Here is a 15,274-nt window from a genome sequence, read left to right as displayed (position 1 = left end):
AAAGGCGCGCAAAATGGGCAGTGTTGAAAGTAAGCTGATATTCCGTCTCTCCTTAGGGAATTACCGACGCTCTTTTCAGTCTGGTCTCTCACTTCTTTTTATCGGCCGTGAAGGATCAAAGATTAACCATGGGTGACAAAATGCCTGACTCATCGCAACTCGTTATCGGCGCCGACCTCGCGGGGCAGCCGATCGCCCAGGCCATGCGCCTGGCGAACCGTCACGGTCTGGTCGCGGGCGCCACCGGCACCGGCAAGACCGTCACCTTGCAGCGCCTGGCCGAAGCCTTCAGCGATGCCGGTGTGGCGGTGTTTGCCGCTGACATCAAAGGTGACCTGTGTGGCCTGGGCGCCGCCGGCAACCCGCAAGGCAAGGTCGCCGAGCGGATCGCCGGGATGCCGTGGCTGAACTACAAGCCCCAGGCGTACCCGGTGACCTTGTGGGACATTCACGGTGAGTCCGGTCATCCATTGCGCACCACTCTGAGTGAAATGGGGCCATTGCTGATCGGCGCCCTGCTGGAACTGACCGACAGCCAGCAGTCGGCGCTGTACGCCGCGTTCAAGGTCGCGGACCGCGAAGGCTTGTTGCTGCTGGACCTCAAGGATTTGAAGGCGCTGCTCAATCACCTGCGGGACAACCCGCAACTGCTGGGCGAAGACGCGGCATTGATGACCACCGGTTCCAGTCAGGCGCTGTTGCGGCGCCTGGCGACCCTGGAGCAGCAGGGCGCTGAAGCCTTGTTCGGCGAACCGGCGCTGCAACTCGAAGACATCCTGCAACCGACCGCCGATGGCCGCGGGCGCATCCACTTGCTGGATGCCAGTCGTCTGGTGCACGAAGCGCCGAAGGTCTACGCGACGTTCCTGTTGTGGTTGCTGGCGGAGTTGTTCGAGCAACTGCCGGAGCGCGGCGATGCGGATAAACCGCTGCTGGCACTGTTTTTCGACGAAGCGCACTTGTTGTTCGCCGATACCCCCAAGGCGTTGCAGGATCGCCTGGAGCAAGTGGTGCGGCTGATTCGCTCCAAAGGCGTGGGCGTGTATTTCGTCACCCAATCACCGGGAGACTTGCCGGACGACGTGCTGGCCCAACTCGGCTTGCGTGTTCAGCACGGCTTGCGGGCGTTCACCGCCAAGGAGCAGAAATCCTTGCGCGCCGTGGCTGAGGGCTTCCGGCCGAACCCGGCGTTTGATGCCTTGTCGGTGTTGACCGAACTGGGGATCGGCGAGGCGCTGGTCGGCACCTTGCAGGACAAGGGCACGCCGGAGATGGTCCAGCGGGTATTGGTCGCGCCGCCACAATCGCGGATCGGGCCGTTGACCGAAACCGAGCGCACGATGCTGATCGCCGGGTCGCCGTTCAAGGGCCGATATGACAAGCCGATTGATCGCGAATCCGCGTATGAAGTGTTGATGGGACGTAAGGGCCTGGCGCCCGAAGCTGAAGTTGCACCGGGCAAACCGGCCGCTGAAGAGCCAAGCTTCACCGACAAGGCCGGGGAATTCCTCGGCACGGCGGCGGGGCAGGCGCTGAAATCGGCAATGCGACAGGCGGCTAACCAGTTGGGCCGACAGCTGGTGCGCGGGCTGATGGGCTCGCTACTCGGTGGCAGCAAACGCCGCTAAAAAGCAAAAGATCGCAGCCTTCGGCAGCTCCTACATTTGATGGCGTACACCCTGTAGGAGCTGCCGAAGGCTGCGATCTTTTGATCTTGCTTTTAATCCTTGGGTTTGGCGTGCGCCGCAAGACGCTCCAGCGCCGCGCGCAAATTAGGATCGCTGATGCCATCAGCCGTCGCCTGAATGGTCGCGCCCGCATCGCTGGACAAACTGATGGTATGCCCAGCCGCGCCCTGCTGGACGGTCGGTGGTTGCACCTTGAACAGAATCCGCGTCAGGCTGGCGAACTCATCGAACAACTGCAGTTGTCGTTGCAGGCGTTTTTGCTGGTAGCGCAGGCGGGTGGCCCAATGACCATCGGTGACAATCAGCAATAAACTGCCTTCGCGCCACGAAGCTACATGGCAGTGCTCGCGGGCGGCAGGCTGCAACTGGCTTTCCACTAGGCGTTGTAAATGACCCAGGCGTTGAGCTTGGCCAAAGATGGCTTTCAGCGGTTTGGCTTCGCGAAGCAGAACGGCGGGTGCTCTGGCCGTGAGAGGGCGAAATGCCATGATCAGACACCTGAAGTAACAGAGCGGCCATGGTAGCAGAAAGCACCCGATGCACCCGACCCATTGCTTTGCGAGCGCTTTACCCATTAAATCAACAAGTAACTTCTGCCGTGAATGGGTTGAAGTTCAGCAAAAAGCCCTTATTTTAAGTGAGCCCCGTAACAGCGCAGTGCATGCATCGTGGAATAACGCCACTTTCCTCACCATCGTTTCCGGGTAGAATGCTCGTTCGCATGCGGCCATGAGGGCTGCACGGGCGACTCACGGGGCCGCCCTCCATCCCTTTAGTGTGGAAGATCCTGCCGATATGTTTGCGCCTTTGTTAAAGAAACTTTTTGGAAGCAAGAATGAGCGTGAAGTCAAACGCATGCTCAAGACGGTGCAATTCGTCAATGCCTTCGAAGAGCAAATGGTGGCCCTTTCGGACGATCAATTGCGTGCCAAGACAGACGAGTTCAAGGCCCGCATCGCCAAAGGGGAAACCCTCGACAAACTGCTGCCAGAAGCCTTTGCGGTCGCCCGCGAAGCCGGCAAGCGCGTCATGGGTATGCGTCACTTCGATGTCCAGCTGATCGGCGGCATGACCTTGCATGAAGGCATGATCGCGGAAATGCGTACCGGTGAAGGCAAGACCCTGGTGGCAACACTGGGCGTTTACCTGAACGCGCTGTCCGGCAAAGGCGTGCACGTTGTTACCGTGAACGACTACCTGGCCCGTCGTGACGCCAACTGGATGCGTCCGCTCTACGAATTCCTCGGCCTGACGGTCGGCGTGGTCACGCCGTTCCAGCCGCCGGAAGAGAAGCGTCTGGCTTACGCTGCCGATATCACCTACGGCACCAACAACGAATTCGGTTTCGACTACCTGCGCGACAACATGGCGTTCAGCATGGAAGAAAAATTCCAGCGCGAACTCAATTTTGCCGTGATCGACGAAGTCGACTCCATCCTCATCGACGAAGCCCGTACCCCACTGATCATTTCCGGTCAGGCTGAAGACAGCTCCAAGATGTATGTCGAGATCAACAAACTGATCCCGCAACTGGAACTGCACGTCGAAGAAGTCGAAGGCGAAGTCACCAAGGCTGGCCACTACACCGTCGATGAGAAGACCCGTCAGGTCGAACTCAACGAAGCCGGTCACCAGTACGTCGAAGAAATGCTCACCCGTATCGGCTTGCTGGCCGAAGGCGAGAGCCTGTACTCGGCGCATAACCTGGGCCTGCTGACCCACGTTTATGCCGGTCTGCGTGCGCACAAGCTGTTCCATCGCAACATCGAATACATCGTGCAGGACGGTCAGGTTGTGCTGGTCGACGAACACACCGGTCGTACCATGCCGGGCCGTCGTCTGTCCGAAGGCCTCCACCAGGCCATCGAAGCCAAGGAAAACCTGAACATCCAGGCCGAAAGCCAGACCTTGGCTTCGACCACGTTCCAGAACTACTTCCGTCTGTACAACAAGCTGTCCGGCATGACCGGTACCGCAGACACTGAAGCGTTCGAATTCCACCAGATCTACGGTCTGTCGGTGATGGTTATCCCGCCGAACAAGCCGCTGGCGCGTAAAGACTACAACGACCTGGTGTTCCTCACCGCGGACGAGAAATACGCCGCGATCGTGGCCGACATCAAGGAATGCATGACCCAGGGCCGTCCGGTGCTGGTGGGTACTGCAACGATTGAAACGTCGGAACACATGTCCAGCCTGCTCGTGAAAGAAGGCATCGAACACAAGGTTCTGAACGCCAAGTTCCACGAAAAGGAAGCCGAGATCATTGCCCAGGCCGGTCGCCCAGGCGCACTGACCATCGCCACCAACATGGCCGGTCGTGGTACCGACATCCTGTTGGGCGGTAACTGGGAAGTGGAAGTGGCATCCCTGGAAGATCCAACGCCAGAGCAAATCGCCCAGATCAAAGCCGACTGGCAGAAACGTCACCAGCAAGTGCTGGAGTCCGGTGGCTTGCAGGTGATCGCGTCCGAGCGTCACGAATCGCGCCGTATCGACAACCAGTTGCGTGGTCGTGCCGGTCGTCAGGGTGACGCCGGTTCCAGCCGTTTCTATCTGTCGCTGGAAGACAGCCTGATGCGCATCTTCGCCTCTGACCGGGTGAAGAATTTCATGAAGGCCCTGGGCATGCAGTCCGGTGAAGCGATCGAGCACCGCATGGTGACCAACGCCATCGAAAAGGCGCAGCGCAAGGTTGAAGGCCGTAACTTCGACATTCGTAAGCAACTGCTCGAGTTCGATGACGTCAACAACGAACAGCGTAAAGTGATCTATCACATGCGTAACACGTTGCTGGCCGCCGACAACATTGGCGAAACCATCGCTGACTTCCGTCAGGACGTGCTCAACGCTACCGTCAGTGCGCACATTCCACCGCAATCGCTGCCTGAGCAGTGGGACGTGGCCGGTCTGGAAGCTGCATTGCAGAGCGACTTCGGTGTGGCGCTGCCGATCCAGAAATGGCTCGACGAAGACGATCACCTGTACGAAGAAACCCTGCGCGAGAAGCTCATGACCGAGCTGCTGGCGGCGTACAACGAGAAAGAAGAGCAAGCGAGCGCCGAAGCGCTGCGCACCTTCGAGAAGCAAATCGTTCTGCGTGTCCTCGACGACCTGTGGAAAGACCACCTGTCGACCATGGATCACCTGCGTCACGGCATCCACTTGCGTGGTTATGCGCAGAAGAACCCGAAGCAAGAGTACAAGCGCGAGTCGTACACGCTGTTCTCCGAGCTGCTGGATTCGATCAAGCGCGACTCGATCCGTGTGCTGTCCCACGTTCAGGTTCGCCGCGAAGATCCGATCGAAGAAGAGCAACGCCTGCGTCAGGAAGCCGAAGCACTGGCTGCCCGCATGCAGTTCCAGCACGACGAAGCGCCGGGTCTTGAACAACCGGAACTGCTCGGTGAAGAGGTCGATGTCGCCCTTGCCACCGCACCAGTACGCAACGAACAGAAGCTGGGCCGTAACGAACTGTGCTACTGCGGTTCGGGCAAGAAATTCAAGCATTGCCACGGGCAGATCCAGTAAAACCCGTTTCAATCGCTGAAATACCCGCGCCGCGACCGGCATCAGCCGTCGCGGCGTTTTGCCATTTAAACCCACCGTTCTTCCTGAAAACGGTGCAGACATCATTTATAAAGGAGCGCATTCATGGCTGTTGGTCTTGGTCCTTTGCCAACGTTGCACCCGGTTGCCGGTTTTGAACTCGGTATCGCCTCGGCCGGCATCAAGCGCCCTGGGCGCAAGGATGTCGTGGTCATGCGCTGTGCCGAAGGTTCCACCGTTGCGGGCGTGTTCACCCTGAACGCGTTTTGCGCCGCTCCCGTGATCCTGGCCAAGCAACGCGTGCAAGGCCCGGTGCGTTACCTGCTGACCAACACCGGCAATGCCAACGCCGGCACCGGCGAACCTGGCTTGGCAGCGGCCGAGCGCACCTGCGCGAAACTGGCTGAACTCACCGGCGTCGATGCCAGCCTGGTACTGCCGTACTCCACCGGTGTGATCGGCGAGCCGCTGCCGGTCGAGAAAATCGAAGGTGCGCTGCAAGCCGCCCTTGACGACCTGTCGGTGAATAACTGGGAAGCCGCTGCTACCGGCATCATGACCACCGATACTTTGCCGAAGGGCGCCAGCCGCCAGTTCGAGCATGACGGCGTGACCATCACCGTCACCGGCATCAGCAAAGGCGCGGGCATGATCCGTCCGAACATGGCGACCATGCTCGGCTACATCGCCACCGATGCCAAAGTCTCCCGCGAAGTCCTGCAAAACCTGCTGCTGGACGGCGCCAACAAGTCGTTCAACCGCATCACCATCGACGGTGACACCTCGACCAACGACTGCTGCATGCTGATCGCCACCGGTCAGGCCGCGCTGCCGGAAATTACCTCGGCCAGCGGTGAGCTGTTCGCCAAACTCAAGCAAGCGGTGTTCGAAGTCTGCATGGACGTGGCCCAGGCCATCGTGCGTGACGGCGAAGGCGCGACCAAGTTCGTGACCGTTGAAGTCAACGGCGGCGGCAATCACCAGGAGTGCCTGGACGTCGGCTACACCGTGGCCCACTCGCCGCTGATCAAGACCGCGTTGTTCGCTTCCGATCCGAACTGGGGCCGTATCCTGGCCGCCGTCGGCCGTGCTGGCGTACCGAATCTGAACGTGAGCAAGATCGACGTGTTCCTCGGTGAAGTGTGCATCGCCAGCCATGGCGCCCGCGCCTCGACTTACACCGAAGCCCAGGGCTCGGCGGTGATGCAGCAGGAAGAAATCACTATCCGTATCGAGCTGGGTCGCGGCGATTGCAGCGAAACCATCTGGACCACCGACCTGTCCCACGAATACGTGAAGATCAACGCTGAGTACCGGACTTAAACAAGGTCAGCAACCGAGTTGCTCCCATCGCGAGCAAGCTCGCTCCCACAGGTTTTGTGAACGCCATAAATCCAATGTGGGAGCGAGCTTGCTCGCGATGACAGACTCCCCCGACGCTAGAGATTCTGGCTGCTACCTTCATCAAAAGGCGCCAAACATGAGCCTCCACCTGATCATCGGCGACAAACTGCTTTCCTCCTGGTCCCTGCGCGGTGCACTGGCCCTTGACCTGACCGGCGCTCCCTACACCGAAGAGCTGATCAAACTCGGCCAGCCGGACACCCGTGAGCGCGTGCTCAAGCATTCGCCGACCGGTAAAGTCCCGCTGCTGAAAACCGAACACGGCGTCATCGCTGATTCCCTGGCGATTGCCGAATACCTGGCCGAGCAGTTCCTCGATGCCGGTCTCTGGCCGAAAGATACCGCCGCCCGTGCCCAGGCCCGTTCGGCGTGCGCGCAGATGCACAGCGGTTTCTTCGGAATGCGCAGCAACATGTCGTTTGATCTGAGCCGTGACGAAGCGCTGGCTTCGACCCCGCCTGACGCTCAGGCAGACATTGAGCGGATGCTGGCGTTGTGGGCGGAATGCCGCGCTGTTGCCACCGAAACCGGTCCGTTCCTGTTTGGCCGCGCGACCCTGGCCGATGCGTTCTTTGCGCCGATTGCCGTGCGTCTGCGCACCTACCGAGTGAAGCTGCCGGCGGTCGACGAGGCTTACGTCGAAACCATCTACCAATGGCCAGCGTTCAAGGCCTGGCAGAAGGCAGGACTGGAGGAGGTAGGAAAGTGAAACGAGTACACGTCGCCGCCGCTGTTATCCGTGACAGCGCTGGCAAGATTCTTATCGCGCGCCGTGCCGACACTCAGCATCAGGGCGGTTTGTGGGAGTTTCCCGGTGGCAAGGTCGAGGCCGACGAGTCGGTCGCGTCGGCTCTGGCCCGTGAGCTTCAGGAGGAGTTGGGCATTGTCGTCGGGGCTGCACGACCGTTGATCAAGGTTCAACACGACTACCCGGACAAACAGGTGTTGCTGGATGTCTGGGAAGTTTCGGCATTTACCGGCGAACCCCACGGTGCCGAAGGCCAGCCGTTGGAATGGGTCGCGCCCCGTGACCTGCTGAACTACGAGTTCCCGGCGGCGAACCAGCCAATCGTTGCTGCTGCACGGCTGCCGGCGGAATACCTGGTTACACCGGAAGACCTGGAAACCCCAGCGTTGCTGCGCGGTATCCAGAAAGCCATTGCCGGTGGCATCAAGTTGATTGTGTTGCGAGCGCCCAACGGCTACGACCCCAAATACCGCGACCTGGCGGTGGATGCGGCGGGGCTGTGTGCGGGCAAGGCGCAGTTGATGATCAAGGGGCCGTTCGAGTGGCTGGGCGATTTCCCGTCCGCCGGTTGGCACATTACCGCCGCGCAACTGCGCAAGTACGCGGCGGCGGGCCGACCGCTGCCGGCGTCACGCTGGTTGGCGGCGTCCTGCCATAACGCTGAAGAGCTGGCGTTGGCCGAGCAGATGGGTGTGGACTTCGTGACCCTGTCGCCGGTGCAACTGACCCAGACGCATCCGGATGGCCAGCCGTTGGGTTGGGAACAGGCTGAAACGCTGATCGCGGGCTTCAGCAAACCGGTGTTCTTGCTGGGTGGCGTTGGCCCGGCGGAGCGGCAGAAGGCTTGGGAAATCGGGGCGCAGGGAGTGGCGGGGATTCGGGCGTTTTGGCCTGATTCTTTGGTGTAGCTACTGGCCTCTTCGCGGGCAAGCCTCGCTCCTACAGGTTCGGTGTCATTCACAAAATCCGTGAACGACACCGAACCTGTAGGAGCGAGGCTTGCCCGCGAAGGCGTCCTTAGATGCGCCGACTAAACCTGAGGTTTGGCCGCCGGCTCCCACAATATTTCGGCAATCCCCTGGCGCTTGGCAATCAACCGCGCCACCACAAACAGCAAATCCGACAACCGATTGATATACGCCAGGCCAACCCCGGCCAGCGGCTCAACCGCATTCAAATGCTGACACCGCCGCTCCGCACTGCGAGCCAGGCTACGGCAGACGTGGGCTTGGGCAATCAGTGCCGAACCGCCCGGCAATATGAAATTCTCCAGCGGCCCCAACTCTTCATTCCACACATCGATCGCCGCTTCCAGCCGTTCAATCTCTGCAGTATTCAGTGCCTGATACACCGGCATCGCCAGTTCACCACCCAGGTCAAACAGCCGATGCTGACACGGCGCCAGCACCTCGATCACTTCATTCAAACCCGGATACGTCCCACTTTCCGCCGCCAACCCGGCCAGCAGCACGCCCACCTGACTGTTCAGCGTATCGACTTCGCCAATGGCCTCGATCCGCGGGTGATCCTTAGGCACGCGGCGGCCATCGCCCAGGCCGGTTTCGCCTTTGTCGCCGGTGCGGGTATAAATCTTCGACAAGCGAAAGCCCATGGTTACCTCGGTAGCTGATTGAGTTCTTGGGAGACGAGCGGGGTGCCCGCCAACGGCAGGCGCAAGGTGAAACACGTGCCTTGGCCGAGGGTCGATTGCACTTCCATCTGACCCTTGTGATTGTTGGTGATGATGAAATACGACACTGACAGCCCGAGGCCAGTGCCCTGGCCGATTTCCTTGGTGGTGAAGAACGGCTCGAAAGTGCGCTTGCGCACGTTCTCGCTCATGCCGATGCCATTGTCCTCGACCTGGATTTCCGCCCACGGTGGGTTGAGTCTGGTGCGCAGGATGATCCGGCCGGGCTCGCGATCGTCTTCACGCTGATGAATCGCCTGGGCGGCGTTTTTCAACAGGTTGAGCAGCACCTGCTCCAGTTCGTTGGCAGTGCCGGGCACCGGGCCTAGCGCCGGGTCGAACTGACGAATGATCGCCTGGCCCTTGAAGTCGAAGCCGATGGCGAGGTCGAAGTCATTACCGGCGATTTCCACCGCTTGATCGATCAGCGCGGGTAGGTCGCACGGCGCCATCTGCCGGGTGCTGCGACGGCTGAAGCTGAGCATGTGCGTCACGATTTTCGCCGCCCGCGCGCCAGCCTGCTGGATGCCGTCGAGCAACTGCGGTACTTCCCGCGCTTTCAGGTACTGATTGACCGTTTCCAGTTCGATACCGATGTGTTCGGCCTGCTCGAGGTTTTTCGGCAGATCCGGCGACAACCGCCGGCGAATGTTCTGCACGTTATGCAGGATCGCGCCCAGGGGGTTGTTGATTTCGTGGGCCATGCCAGCGGCGAGGCCGCCAACCGAGAGCATTTTTTCCGACTGCACCATCATTTCTTCAAGGGACAGGCGCTGGGTAATGTCGTCGATCCGGATCACCACGCCACGCCCGGCGCCGCCCATCAACGGGTAGAAGGTCAGGGCGTAGTGCTTGGGCTCATCGTCCTTGAACCAGGTCACCCGTTCGATCTTGGCCACAGTGTGTTGCTCGACGGTTTGCTTGAGTTGCGGCAGAAACGGTTTGAGCGGTTCGAACGCCAGAAAGATCGGCTGGTTTAGCGCCTCATCCAGGCGCGTGCCGGACAGGGCGCTGGCCTCCTGATTCCACTGGGTCACGTAGAGCTGTTCGTCGAGGGCGATCAGGGCCGACGGCATGGAGTCGATGATGCTGTTGAGGTAGTTCTGGAAACCGGTGAGTTTTTTCTCGATCTTGCTCCGGACCTGGACTTCCAGTTCCAGCTTGCGGTTGGTGTGACGGGTTTCTTCCGCCAGCCCCTGGGCCTGATCGTAAGCGGCCTGTGAGTCGTCTCGGGCACGTTTGAGCTGTTGTTCCCGGGCTTCGATGCGCGAAAGCATGGTGTTGAATGCCTCAGCGAGGCTGCCGATTTCATCGTGGTTGCCCCGGGAGGCGCGCAACGCATAGTTCTCTTCCCGGGTGACCTGCCGGGATAATTCTTCCAGTTCATGAATCGGCCGGGTGATCAGGCGTTTGATCTGCCGGGCGATGACCAGCCACAGCAGCACGCTGAAGATCAGGATCCCCAGGCTAGCCGTCAGGGTGCCGGTATAGAACGCCACCGGCAGTTCGCTGCTGGCCACCAGCAGCAGATGGCCCGGCTCGGTGCCAGGGCGGGGCAGGGTGATGATTTGATTGCTGCGAAACTCCGTGGCTTGCCACGCCTCGATATGCCGGTAGCGCTCTGGCAGCTTGAGCTTTTCGCCGTGCTGCAACTGCGCCAGGCGTACGCCGTCGCCGTCATACAGCGCTGCGGCCCGCAACGGTGAATAACTGTTGAGTTCATTGAGCAGGCGCTCGGCGCTTTGCGGCGATTTCAACGCTTCAGACACCAGGCTCGGGTTCGACACCAGCCGGCCGATGGTCTGCAGGGCCTGGGGCGCCATGCTTTCCTGGGAGATGTAGTACGCGGCACTGATAAAAGTCAGGTTGGCGACCAGCAGGACGGTGATTAACAGCACCAGCAGGGCGGCCAGCAGTTTCTGGCCGACGGGGAGGTTTTCGAGGCGCTGGCGCAGTGGCATCAGGTTCATCGCTGCAAAGGAACAAGTGGCCAGCGTAGCCGCTGCTCAGTCGCTGGGCAATCCAAGGCTGTGCAGATGGGCGACCAGTCGCTGCTGTAATTGATTGAGGTGCGGCAGGTTCAACTGGTGTCGCGCTGCGACTTTACAGACATGACCCAATAGATAGCTGATTTCGGTGCGGCGCTGATTGGCGACATCCTGATACATCGAGGAGTAATTGGCGGCGGTGGCCTGAATCACCCGTTCGACTTCCTGTTGCAGGTGTTCGGCGGCGTCCGGTTGACCGCAACGTTCCAGCAGATCGGTCAGTTCGGCGCAGAGGGTGGCCACTTCACAATGGTGCTGCTGCAAGCCGCCGTTGCGACAATCGTGCAGCACTGTCAGAGGATTGATCGCACAGTTGAGCGCCAGTTTTCGCCACAGACGGGTCAGGATCTCGGTGCTCCACTCGTGGGGGATCCCGGCGGCATTCAAGTCGTCCAGCCAGATCGGCGCTACCGGATGGCCGGCATCTCCCAGCCAGGTATAGCCGTGGCCGGCGAACACTACACGCCAGTCGCCATCGCGAAACGCGCCTTCAGTGCTTGAGGCGCTGATGCAGCGTGCCTGAGGCACCTGCGCCGCGACCGCATCCTGACTGCCGAGGCCGTTTTGCAGCAGAATCAACTCGGCGCCAGGGGCCAGGCGCGGCGCCAGTCGGGCCACGGCTTGTTCGGCGTCGTAGGCTTTGCAGGCCACCAGCAGTCGACTGATTGGTTCGCGGCTGTCGGCGGTTTCGCCGGGAATGGCATAGGTTTTTGCTTCGCCATGCTCCACCAGCGTCAGACCGCCGGCCGTCTGGTACGACTGCAAGCGTTGCTCATCGCGCACGATCAACCGGACCGGCACACCGGCCCTTGCCAGGCGAGTGGCCCACAACGTGCCGAGGCTACCGGCGCCCAGAACATGCCAGGGGGTAGACATCAGCTTTTTGCTCGGATTGAGGCAGGCATGTGAGGCTCGCAGTATCGGTGAGGAAAGACCCGTTATAATGAGCCCGATTTTAACCGCAAGCCAAGCGCGCTCCATCGTGATCGAGCGCGCCTTTTTATTGGAGAAACTACATGCCGTCGTTCGACGTGGTATCCGAACTGGACAAACACGAAGTCACCAACGCGGTCGAGAACGCCGTCAAGGAACTCGATCGTCGTTATGACCTGAAAGGCAAGGGCACCTTCGAGTTCAAGGAAAAGGACCTGACCGTCAACCTGACCGCTGAAGCGGATTTCCAGCTCGAAGCGATGATCGAGATCCTCAAGCTGGCCCTGGTCAAGCGCAAGATCGACGTGCAGTGCCTTGAGGTCAAGGACGCCTATGCTTCGGGCAAGCTGATGAAGCAGGAAGCCGTCCTCAAGGAAGGCATCGACAAAGAGCTGGCGAAGAAAATCGTTGCTCACGTCAAGGACGCCAAGCTCAAGGTCCAGGCTGCCATTCAGGGCGAGCAAGTGCGCATCACTGGCAAAAAACGTGACGATTTGCAGGAAGCCATCGCGGCCCTGCGCGCCAAGACGTTCGACATGCCGCTGCAGTTCAATAACTTCCGCGACTGACCTTGCGACGCGGAAACCTTGTGGGAGCGGGCTTGCTCGCGAAAGCGGCGCGTCATTTAGCAGCGATGTCGACTGACACTCCCTCTTCGCGAGCAAGCCCGCTCCCACACTGCATTGTGCTAAACCCCGGCGGTTCTATTCTGCCGCTTATTTTTCGCGTGCCGGATGGCCGGAAATCAGGAGAAAGTAGATGGACTTGAATACTGAAGTGGACAATCTGGTCAAGGCGTCTCAAGCCTGGATTCCGATGATCATGGAGTACGGCAGCCGCGTACTGCTGGCGGTAATCACCCTGGCTGTCGGCTGGTGGCTGATCAACAAGGTCACGCAAAAACTGGGTGGTCTGCTGGCCCTGCGTAACGCTGACCTGGCGCTGCAAGGTTTTATCAGCAGCCTGGCCAACATCATTCTCAAGGTATTGCTGATTGTCAGCGTCGCTTCGATGATCGGTGTGGAAACCACCTCGTTCGTCGCGGCCATCGGTGCGGCGGGCCTGGCCATCGGTCTGGCGTTGCAAGGCAGCCTGGCGAACTTCGCCGGCGGCGTGCTGATTCTGTTGTTCCGTCCATTCCGCATTGGCGACTGGATCGAAGCCCAAGGTGTTGCCGGTACGGTCGACAGCATTCAGATCTTCCACACGGTGCTGCGCACGGGCGATAACAAAACCATCATCGTTCCGAACGGCAACTTGTCGAACGGCATCATCACCAACACTAACCGTCAACCGACCCGCAAAGTCGTGTTTGATGTTGGCGTGGACTACGAAGCGGACTTGCAGAAAGCCCGTGAAGTGTTGCTGGAACTGGCCAAAGATGAGCGCGTAATGGCCGAACCGGCTCCTCAGGCCGTGATTTCGACCCTGGGCGACAGTTCGATTACTGTTTCCCTGCGAGTGTGGGTCAAGACTGCGGATTACTGGGATGTGATGTTCATGTTCAACGAGCAGTCCCGTGACCGTTTGAAAACTGCCGGCATTGATATCCCGTTCCCGCAGCGAGTCATTCGTGTGGTTCAGGAAGCAACGCCACAGTAACAATGCTTTTTTAACTTGGCTGTCCGGTCAAGTTAAAGGCCTGAACCCAAGAGTCGATAAGGCTCTTGGGTTTTTTTATGACTATCGCTAAAGAAAGATAGCTGCCTAATGTTATTAGTTGAAGTTAGTTAGCTTGCTTGCGAAGTTGCCGGGCAACAGCCATAAAAAAACCGCCCACCTGAGACAGGTGAGCGGTTTTGTTAGAGCAGTGCTCTACAGTACGACCGGTTTACATCCCGATTACAGGATGGTCAGCGGGTACTCTACGATCAGGCGAGTGTCGTAGTTGTCAGACGCATAGCCACTGTACGCGCCGTTCGAGCGGTAGTTGGCGAAACGCAGACGGAAGGACAGGTCTTTGGCTGGACCGTCTTGCAGAACGTACTTGGACTCGAGGTTCCACTCGTTTTCCTTGCCTTCACCCAGACCGTTGGTCTTGATGTTGTCACCCATCACGTAACGGGTCATGAAGCTCAGACCTGGAACGCCGTAGGTTTTCATGTTCAGGTCGTAGCGAGCCTGCCAGGAGCGCTCTTCGCGGCCCACGAAGTCGGAGATCTGAATGGAGTTGGCAACGAAGATGGTGCTGTTACCGTCAACGCCATAGTAGTAAGCGTTGTCGCCGCTGGAGCGCTGGTGAGCAACGGTGAACTTGTGAGCGCCGATGCTGTAAGCAGCTGCCAGGGACCACAGTTTGTTGTCCACACCGGCGGTACCGTCGCCGATTGCGTCAACCAGATCGCCGCGCTTCTCGCCTTCGGTCTTGTAACCGTTGAAGTCGAAGTTCAGGGACTGTTCGTCGTTGATCGGCAGGGTGTAGTTCAGGTTGATGTACTGCTTCTTGAAGTAGTCATCAGCGTCGGACGCAGCCAGTGCACCGGTGAAGTTGTCGGTGAAAGCGTAGCTTGCGCCGAAGATGTTGATGTTGGTAAGGCCTTTACCGCCGTTACCATCTTCGTCAGGCAGGCCGCCAATGCTGTCGCGACCCATGCCGGTTTGTTTGCTCAGGGAAGTGAAGCGACCTGCGCTCAGTTCCAGACCTTTGATCTCTTTGGAAGTGATCAGGGTACCGGTAGCGACTTCTGGCAGCAGACGGCTGTCATCGGTAGCGAATACTGGGCTGGCAACGAATTGCTGACCGTATTTCAGAGTGGTGTCGGACAGGCGGAATTTGACTGCGCCACCCACTTTGGATTGGGTTTTTTCTGGATTGCCGTCGCTGTCGTTAGCGAACAGGCCGTTACCGCGACGGCCCGAACCGCCATCAAGCTTGGCCGAGCCCATTGCCATGGCGTCAACGCCCACGCCAATAGTGCCTTGAGTGAAGCCGGACTCATAGGTCAGCAGTTCGCTGATACCGGTGTCCTGGCGATAGCCGCTTTCAAAGCCGCCACCTGGTTTGGCAACGTTACCGGCGCCATTCTTGAAGTCGCGATTCATGTACTCAATACGAGTCTTGGCTTTCAGACTTTGGTCTTCGAAAAAGCCTTTGGAATCGTCCTGAGAGGACGCGATTGCGAACTGCGAGGTGCCTGCTGAAACAGCCAGTGCGATCATGCTCCACTTCATCACGCGCATCGTGATTTGCTCCTTTGGTTTTTAGAAGAGTACT

12 protein-coding genes are annotated in these 15,274 nt (G+C 59.4%); 7 read left to right on the top strand and 5 right to left on the bottom strand.

Translation table 11 applies throughout. The annotated features are described in order from the left end of the window. Positions 1 to 140 precede the first annotated feature (140 nt). Positions 141 to 1,628 carry a helicase HerA-like domain-containing protein gene (locus tag ACWIKB_RS14420; RefSeq protein ID WP_475267620.1) on the top strand — a complete coding sequence of 496 codons (1,488 nt, stop codon included), beginning with the start codon at positions 141 to 143 and terminating at the stop codon, positions 1,626 to 1,628. Between the two features lie 92 nt (positions 1,629 to 1,720). Here ACWIKB_RS14420 and ACWIKB_RS14415 read toward each other — a convergent pair whose 3' ends face one another. Beyond that, positions 1,721 to 2,176 (bottom strand): DUF721 domain-containing protein, encoded by a 456-nt coding sequence (locus ACWIKB_RS14415; protein ID WP_054613720.1) that lies wholly within the window; start codon positions 2,174 to 2,176, stop codon positions 1,721 to 1,723. 307 nt (positions 2,177 to 2,483) lie between these two features. On the opposite strand from ACWIKB_RS14415, the gene secA reads away from it, so the two are divergent. The 4 genes from secA to ACWIKB_RS14395 all read left to right on the top strand — a co-directional run bounded on the left by secA (position 2,484) and on the right by ACWIKB_RS14395 (position 8,297). After that, positions 2,484 to 5,219 carry a preprotein translocase subunit SecA gene (gene secA / locus ACWIKB_RS14410; protein ID WP_475267619.1) on the top strand — a complete coding sequence of 912 codons (2,736 nt, stop codon included), beginning with the start codon at positions 2,484 to 2,486 and terminating at the stop codon, positions 5,217 to 5,219. 123 nt (positions 5,220 to 5,342) lie between these two features. After that, positions 5,343 to 6,560, top strand: coding sequence for a bifunctional glutamate N-acetyltransferase/amino-acid acetyltransferase ArgJ (gene argJ / locus ACWIKB_RS14405; protein ID WP_475267618.1), 1,218 nt, complete (start codon positions 5,343 to 5,345; stop codon positions 6,558 to 6,560). A gap of 157 nt (positions 6,561 to 6,717) precedes the next feature. Further along, positions 6,718 to 7,350 carry a glutathione S-transferase family protein gene (locus ACWIKB_RS14400; protein ID WP_475267617.1) on the top strand — a complete coding sequence of 211 codons (633 nt, stop codon included), beginning with the start codon at positions 6,718 to 6,720 and terminating at the stop codon, positions 7,348 to 7,350. After that, on the top strand, positions 7,347 to 8,297 hold the full coding sequence (locus ACWIKB_RS14395) for a Nudix family hydrolase (protein ID WP_475267615.1): 951 nt from the start codon (positions 7,347 to 7,349) through the stop codon (positions 8,295 to 8,297). The genes ACWIKB_RS14400 and ACWIKB_RS14395 overlap by 4 nt, the downstream gene beginning before the upstream one ends. A 122-nt stretch (positions 8,298 to 8,419) precedes the next feature. Here the strand turns inward: ACWIKB_RS14395 and ACWIKB_RS14390 are convergent, their stop codons facing one another. From ACWIKB_RS14390 to ACWIKB_RS14380, 3 genes are read right to left on the bottom strand one after another with little or no spacing between them, the layout of a single operon-like run. Continuing rightward, positions 8,420 to 9,001: a cob(I)yrinic acid a,c-diamide adenosyltransferase gene (locus tag ACWIKB_RS14390; protein WP_475267614.1), complete on the bottom strand. Its 582-nt coding sequence runs from the start codon at positions 8,999 to 9,001 to the stop codon at positions 8,420 to 8,422. Between the two features lie 2 nt (positions 9,002 to 9,003). Further along, the gene (locus ACWIKB_RS14385) at positions 9,004 to 11,040 is read right to left on the bottom strand and encodes a sensor histidine kinase (RefSeq protein ID WP_475267613.1); all 2,037 of its coding nucleotides are present in this window, start codon (positions 11,038 to 11,040) and stop codon (positions 9,004 to 9,006) included. A gap of 45 nt (positions 11,041 to 11,085) precedes the next feature. Further along, complete coding sequence (locus tag ACWIKB_RS14380) at positions 11,086 to 12,003, bottom strand: putative 2-dehydropantoate 2-reductase (RefSeq protein ID WP_475267611.1); 918 nt, start codon at positions 12,001 to 12,003, stop codon at positions 11,086 to 11,088. A 140-nt stretch (positions 12,004 to 12,143) separates the two neighbouring features. Here ACWIKB_RS14380 and ACWIKB_RS14375 point away from each other — a divergent pair, with 140 nt between their 5' ends. Further along, complete coding sequence (locus tag ACWIKB_RS14375) at positions 12,144 to 12,629, top strand: YajQ family cyclic di-GMP-binding protein (RefSeq protein ID WP_007906601.1); 486 nt, start codon at positions 12,144 to 12,146, stop codon at positions 12,627 to 12,629. Positions 12,630 to 12,819: 190 nt separating this feature from the next. Then, on the top strand, positions 12,820 to 13,662 hold the full coding sequence (locus tag ACWIKB_RS14370) for a mechanosensitive ion channel family protein (protein ID WP_475267610.1): 843 nt from the start codon (positions 12,820 to 12,822) through the stop codon (positions 13,660 to 13,662). A 240-nt stretch (positions 13,663 to 13,902) separates the two neighbouring features. On the opposite strand, the gene ACWIKB_RS14365 is transcribed toward ACWIKB_RS14370, so the two are convergent. Further along, positions 13,903 to 15,240 carry an OprD family porin gene (locus ACWIKB_RS14365; protein WP_475267609.1) on the bottom strand — a complete coding sequence of 446 codons (1,338 nt, stop codon included), beginning with the start codon at positions 15,238 to 15,240 and terminating at the stop codon, positions 13,903 to 13,905. Between the last annotated feature and the right edge of the window lie 34 nt (positions 15,241 to 15,274).

This window comes from Pseudomonas sp. 5Vm1k (assembly GCF_056161485.1).
This window is presented reverse-complemented; position numbering and strand designations above follow the sequence as displayed.

Coding starts and splice junctions, on each gene's coding strand:
- ACWIKB_RS14365 (WP_475267609.1), bottom strand. CDS start 15,240: ATGCGCGTGATGAAGTGGAGCATGATCGCACTGGCTGTTTCAGCAGGC.
- ACWIKB_RS14370 (WP_475267610.1), top strand. CDS start 12,820: ATGGACTTGAATACTGAAGTGGACAATCTGGTCAAGGCGTCTCAAGCC.
- argJ (WP_475267618.1), top strand. CDS start 5,343: ATGGCTGTTGGTCTTGGTCCTTTGCCAACGTTGCACCCGGTTGCCGGT.
- ACWIKB_RS14420 (WP_475267620.1), top strand. CDS start 141: ATGCCTGACTCATCGCAACTCGTTATCGGCGCCGACCTCGCGGGGCAG.
- ACWIKB_RS14380 (WP_475267611.1), bottom strand. CDS start 12,003: ATGTCTACCCCCTGGCATGTTCTGGGCGCCGGTAGCCTCGGCACGTTG.
- ACWIKB_RS14400 (WP_475267617.1), top strand. CDS start 6,718: ATGAGCCTCCACCTGATCATCGGCGACAAACTGCTTTCCTCCTGGTCC.
- ACWIKB_RS14415 (WP_054613720.1), bottom strand. CDS start 2,176: ATGGCATTTCGCCCTCTCACGGCCAGAGCACCCGCCGTTCTGCTTCGC.
- ACWIKB_RS14390 (WP_475267614.1), bottom strand. CDS start 9,001: ATGGGCTTTCGCTTGTCGAAGATTTATACCCGCACCGGCGACAAAGGC.
- ACWIKB_RS14375 (WP_007906601.1), top strand. CDS start 12,144: ATGCCGTCGTTCGACGTGGTATCCGAACTGGACAAACACGAAGTCACC.
- ACWIKB_RS14385 (WP_475267613.1), bottom strand. CDS start 11,040: ATGCCACTGCGCCAGCGCCTCGAAAACCTCCCCGTCGGCCAGAAACTG.
- secA (WP_475267619.1), top strand. CDS start 2,484: ATGTTTGCGCCTTTGTTAAAGAAACTTTTTGGAAGCAAGAATGAGCGT.